We start from the raw sequence: 6,300 nt of genomic DNA on the forward strand, positions 1-6,300 counted from the left end.
ACCTATTCTAACGTATTTACCTGAAGATGTCATCCTTTTTGATAAATGATTGACAACGAAAAAACACAACCTAATTATCGGGCTGTGTTTTATTTTAAGTATAAAAGTTAATTAACCATTCTTTGTGCTTCAAGCAACTGTAAATTTCTCACCTTGCGTGGCAAAAACCTTCTAATTTCATCTTCATTATAGCCAACTTGTAGTCTTTTCTCATCAAGAATAATTGGGCGACGTAAAATCCCTGGATTCTCTTGAATTGTATCAATCAAATCCTTTAATGACATTTGCTCAATATCAACCTCTAATTTTTGGAACGCCTTAGATCGTGTTGAAATAATTTCATCTGTTCCATCTTCAGTCATCCGTAAAATTTCCTTAATCTCATCAATCGTCAACGCATCGGAGAATATGTTTCTTTCTTGATATGGTATGTTGTGTTCTTCTAACCATGCTTTCGCTTTCCGACAAGAAGTACAGCTTGGCGAGGTATAAAGTGTAACCATTTGATTTCACTCCTCATATATATAAATTTAATTGTTAATTAATTTATTATCAAATGACAATTACTATAATCTAATAACTAATTATAATTATACTACATATTGTGGTTTATTAACAGGGCTTAATACATATTTACAAACTATTTACACAATTATTGTTCTTATCTAGCTTTCCTTACTTGTTATTCCCTCTACAAAATCTTTTAAACATGATTTGTCAGCAAAAGAAAAAAACTTTTCTCAATTAGCAATGAACAATCGCTCACTAATTGAAAAAAGCTAGCTTGAATACTTCAAAGTTTAGCACAAGATCTTCATTGTTTTTATTTTAAGCCTGAAAAGATATCGACATTTTTGCCTACTTGATCAAATGTTAGTACTTCTTCTGCTGATTGATATGCCTGCCCGTATATTTGTTCATCTTTATACGTGTGAATATCTTGATACATCTGACGCATCTGTTGATAGATCGCTTCTTCATTCTGATCCGTCGGAGACCAATATAAAATCTCTAAACGGCTATTTTCATTTGTTGCTAAAGATCGGCGGTTATAGCCAATTGCTTTAGCATGTTTAAATTTTTCTCTCTTGTAAAAATTCAATCGCTTTAATGAATCGGTTTCTTTATAATCAACTGGTTCCACTTCAAGTATAATTGGCTTTTCTCTCTGCTTTAATTGCTCAATTAATTGATGGCCGATCCCTTTGCCACGAGATTCGGATGAAACGTATAAATAATCAATAAAGATGAATTCTTCAAACTCAGCATACATTAACACATGATCTAATCCTTCATCTTTAAAGTAAACGTCACCCTTCTCCTTTAGCAATAGTTCCATATGTTCTTTTGATTTCATTTCTTCAATTGGAAAATACTCTTGTAATTTATCAAACCAATTCAAACTGTCCACCCTTTCGCTATTAGTCAAGCTTTTTTATTATAACGAACCTAATCTTAATTGTTAACTCACACAATCAGCCATACAGCACTAAATCAGAGCAAATTTCATTATAATGAGCAACCTAAGCTTAAAAATCTCCCTTTTTCAAAAGTATCATCCAGTTTAAGCCGTTTTTTATCAATCAAGCGGTGTATAATCAACACCTTCAGTATAAACATTCCCCGCATTCCATAGTAAGAACTCATCAATCCCATTTTCATTTAATGCACGAATCTGTGCCTCAACTTCTGCTACACCATATGAAAAAGTTGGACCACTATAGAGCCAAGGCGCTTCAAAATCTTGAATCCATGGCCGTGAAATTGGCGGCTCTGCTAACGCTCCTAAAACTTCATTTTCAAGCTTACTATATGCATCAACTAACGCATACGGTTCTTGATCAGGATAATCAATACCAAAGTGTGGTGTCCAGTGGCTCGGATAAATCATCGACGAAATCACATCAACATTCTCTGATATTCTTGAGAAGTTTTGCCCAATCCCTGGAGTTTCTTCAACTGTAACAGCATAACCAAATATATCAACCGACACATCTACCCCATATTGATTTAATTCTTCACGTGCGTATGCGACAAAATCGGTCACAGCCTCAACCCGCTTTTTAACACCGTCCATTTCAATATCTGCATAATCCCCTTGACTATATTCTAACGTTTCATCCATACGTTCAAACCCTTCTGGATAACGAACATAGTCAAACTGAATATCTTGGAATCCAAGCTCAATCGCCTTTTTAGCAATTTCAACATTATATTCCCAGACTTCTTTTTCATACGGGTTAACAAATGCCTCACCACGGTTATTAACCCACACTTTTCCATTCTCTAAAAACGATAAGTCAGGACGTTTTTCTGCAAGAACACTGTCTTTAAAGACAACGATTCGAGCAATTGGATAAATCCCATGCTCCTCTAGCGCGTCCATCATTTGAACAGGATCACTAATATAAGGCTTTGATATATCATAAAATGGTGAATCTTCATCTGGTCTAAAGGTTAGATTGCCGTAATCATCTTTAATATCAATCACCATCGCATTTAATTCGGTCGTATTAACGAGGTTTAGCAACGTTTCAAAACGCGCACCACCAGCGGAATGACCCGTTACATAAAGACCTCTTACTGCATCAGGATAATCAAAATGATAACCTGAATCATATGTAAAGCGAGCTAAAAGTCGAATCGGTTCAATCACTTTAATTTGTGTTGCTCGGATCACATGATCACTACTTACATACTGTTTATTCTCTTCTGCCTTGATGCTCGGTTGATTTACTAACAAACTTAATAATACAATCACCAAAAGTAACCAACCTTTTCTCTGATGTCCCAACATACCCTCTACCCTCCAAGTTATTATGTCTCAAAAAAATCATTGTTTGAGTTAATTTCATAATAAAAAAATTTTAGTTAAAACACGAGTATTTACACATTTAGTGATAGTATCATACGTAAATAGGTGGCTGAATCAAGTGATCGGAACGACAGGTGGCGACTCTAGCGGGAAAAGATCGTGTCCGAAGATCCAGTAATAAAAGCTTGGAAAGCTTTTATTAATTAGCTGAGGCCGATCCCGCAGAAAGCGTCCACCTAGAGTGGAGATCACATGGATCCCTCCAACTCTATTGTTCGTGTTTTATCCTTATTTAAGTAATTATAAAATTCATTCGTTTATTAAAAGCCTTATTAGCATGTCACATATTCTCCATTATATAAGAAAAAAGGACAAATAGATATGTTAAATCACAATTTCCGACAAAATGACCGTTCAAAAAACCTCAATAAGTCTAAATACTTATTGAGGTTTTAATATCCTTACTCTGCTTTAAATGCTTCATCTTGCGTTACTGCTAATTGATAACGATAAATCCCAGTTGATTCATCAAAATCAACTGCATAATTTTTAATTCTGTTATTAACAGGAATGATAATCGCTCGATAAACAGTTGGGAAAACTGGAACTTCTTCAACCATTAACTCTTGCCACTCTTTATACACAGACTGACGATACTCTTGATCAAATGCAGCTTCAGAAACACCTTCTGCTAACAGACGGTCATTTTCCTCACTTGCATAACGTGGATAGTTAAACATTGCATTACGACCGTATAAACCTGTAGGATCAACGTCAGAAGCGACACCCCAAGCACCTTGGTAAATATCGATCTCAGGATCATCTGCTTCAACACGATCATAGAACGTGTTGAATTCCTGTAAACGTCCATCTAATAATTGCACATTTAAACCAATTGCTTCCCATGACTGAATATAATATTGAGCGATTGGCTCAGCCGTATCGCCGCCAGACATTGAAGCAAAATTAATGACTAATTCATTACCATCACGATCTTCACGGAAGCCATCTTCATCCACATCGATATAACCTGCATCATCTAGAATTTGATTTGCTTTATCGACATCATAAGTTGGTGCTTCAATTGTCTCATCATGATAATCTGGGTGTGAAGGTGGAATTAATGTTGTTGCATTCCAACGCAAGCCATTATAAAATCTTGTCCCAATTGCATTGTTATCAACCGCATGCCACATTGCACGACGTAAGTTAACATCAGCCATTTTCATCTCTGGATCAACAACAACTTCTCCATCTTCCCAGCGACCTAATTTAAAACCAATATACGTATAGGCATTATCAACATCACCAAGATACTGCACGTTTGATAAATCTTTATTATCAGGATACTGATCTGTCGGGAATGTGCTGACTAGATCAACTTCGCCATTTTGAATCGACTGAACAACAACGTTCGGGTTAATAACACGAACAGTTACACCATCAAGGTTAGGCTCACCTCTCCAATAATCTTCGTTCTTAACAAGTGTCACAGATTCCCCTGGTGTAATACTTTCAACGATAAATGGCCCCATCCCGATTGGTTCACGACGAACAAGATCTGATGATGACATTTCTCCAACTGGAATCTCTTCGAAAAGATGTTTAGGCATTGCATACGTCCAAATCCCACTTGCCAATAATGATGGAGTGAATTGATCGTATGTGATCGTAAATGATTTTTCATCATGAATCTCAATTCCTGAAATTGAGTCAGCTTCACCATTATGATATGCTTCCATTCCTTCAATGATCGTAAAGTCAGAACCATATCGAACACCATCATATTCCGGATGACCAATCACTTCATAAGAATAAACCCAATCTTCTGCAGTTACAGGCTCACCGTCATGCCAATTGACATTATCTCGAATTGTAAATGTGATTGATTTTTCTTCTTCATTCACTTCAAAAGTAGCTGCTCCATCTTGTGTAAAATTGTAGTTCTCATCAATTGTTAAGAGCGACTCATCAAACCAATTGATAATTTGTACGTCTGGATTCCCAGAGTAGAAATTATAGTTAAGTGTACCTTCAAACGGTGAATCTGTTACAAGACCAAACGTAATCGTTCCACCTTCAATTGCTTCATCTTCATTTGTTTTAATTTGTTCGAAATCATCAATTGAAAAAATCTCATCGTCCGATCCGCCACCGCCACATGCAGTCAGAATAAATAACACAGTTAATAGAACAACTGCCAGAAAATTTCTCAAGTTGCTTTTTATCATTTTGTATGACATCCCTTTTATTTTGTGATCTTGTGCCTTCTATTTATATATGCACAATTTTTCTCTATTTATTTATGTTAAAAATTAACCTCGACGCTGTCTTGCGTCTGTTGCTCTTTTTAGTGCCTCACCAATGTTACGGACACTAAGCATGAGTAAGAAAATTAAAATCGCAGCCGGCAACCAAATCCACCAACGATACTCTAATGTCTGCGGATTTCTCGCATAACTGAGTAATGTTCCTAAACTCGGTGTTGACTCAGGGAAACCAAATCCTAAAAACGATAGCCCTGACTCTAACCCAATGTTAGCCGCTAAGTTCAATGTCATTGAAACAATAATAATTGAACTTAAGTTTGGTAAAACTTGACCAAACATGATCTTCCATTGTGGTGTACCGAGCGTTTTAGATGCTTGCGCATAATCTAGCTCGCGTTCTTGCAGTGCCTTTGAACGAATTAAACGGGCAATCCCCATCCATAAAAAGGCGGTCATTATTAATGAAAACGTTAAAGTACTGTAGTTTGGAACAATTGCAACAAATACGATAACGACCATTAAAAATGGTAATATTTGAAAGAAATCTAAAATACGCATCATGACGTTATCAACATGTCCTCCAAAATAACCTGCAATTAAACCAAAGGTGATTCCAATGACACCTGTTAAGAATGTAACGACAAAACCAATCCATAACGAGTTTCTCGTCCCGATAATCAATTGACCAAAGACATCACGTCCACCATAATCGGTTCCGAGCCAAAACTCAGCACTAGGTGGTTCGTGAATTGAAAATAAATCGACTCGAACGATCTCATTTAAATCCAACACTAAGGAAACTGTAAAAACAAGTACAGTAATACCAACAAAGAATATTAACGAAAATAGAGCTAACTTATCTCGAACAATTTCTCGCCAAAGTATATTCAAGCCACGCTGATTTCGATGGGCTTTCTTCTGTTTTCTAATATCTAAATTCATTGCTTCAACTTTTGTCTCTTCCACTAAACTCACTCCTTTCCCGATTACTTAATTCGAATCCGTGGGTCAACTAGACTTAGGATAATATCCGATAGGAGAGCACCTAAGATTGATGCAATACCAAAGAGTAAAACGACCGAGATGACCACACTTGAGTCACGTCCAATAATAGCTTCCATAAAGAGAAGTCCCATACCTGAATAACTATAAATCGTTTCAATAAAGACGGTACCACCAATTAACCCAGTAATTTCAAAGCCGAAGAAGGCGGCA

The 6,300-nt window shown here is 36.3% G+C and carries 6 protein-coding genes; all 6 read right to left on the minus strand.

Features of this window, described 5'->3' with window-relative positions:
* Positions 1 to 107: 107 nt before the first annotated feature.
* Positions 108 to 503: a transcriptional regulator SpxA gene (gene spxA, locus ABD814_RS00685; protein ID WP_344909423.1), complete on the minus strand. Its 396-nt coding sequence runs from the start codon at positions 501 to 503 to the stop codon at positions 108 to 110.
* A 320-nt stretch (positions 504 to 823) separates the two neighbouring features.
* Positions 824 to 1,402: a GNAT family N-acetyltransferase gene (locus tag ABD814_RS00690; protein WP_344909425.1), complete on the minus strand. Its 579-nt coding sequence runs from the start codon at positions 1,400 to 1,402 to the stop codon at positions 824 to 826.
* A gap of 177 nt (positions 1,403 to 1,579) precedes the next feature.
* On the minus strand, positions 1,580 to 2,797 hold the full coding sequence (locus ABD814_RS00695; RefSeq protein WP_344909427.1) for a putative glycoside hydrolase: 1,218 nt from the start codon (positions 2,795 to 2,797) through the stop codon (positions 1,580 to 1,582).
* A 479-nt stretch (positions 2,798 to 3,276) separates the two neighbouring features.
* Positions 3,277 to 5,046 carry an oligopeptide ABC transporter substrate-binding protein gene (gene opp4A / locus ABD814_RS00700; protein WP_344909428.1) on the minus strand — a complete coding sequence of 590 codons (1,770 nt, stop codon included), beginning with the start codon at positions 5,044 to 5,046 and terminating at the stop codon, positions 3,277 to 3,279.
* 84 nt (positions 5,047 to 5,130) lie between these two features.
* Positions 5,131 to 6,027: an ABC transporter permease gene (locus ABD814_RS00705; RefSeq protein ID WP_344909434.1), complete on the minus strand. Its 897-nt coding sequence runs from the start codon at positions 6,025 to 6,027 to the stop codon at positions 5,131 to 5,133.
* A gap of 44 nt (positions 6,028 to 6,071) precedes the next feature.
* On the minus strand, positions 6,072 to 6,300 hold a 229-nt coding region (locus ABD814_RS00710; RefSeq protein ID WP_344909430.1), incomplete at its 5' end, for an ABC transporter permease subunit.

This window comes from Amphibacillus indicireducens (assembly GCF_039539605.1).
Lineage (GTDB): Bacteria > Bacillota > Bacilli > Bacillales > Amphibacillaceae > Amphibacillus > Amphibacillus indicireducens.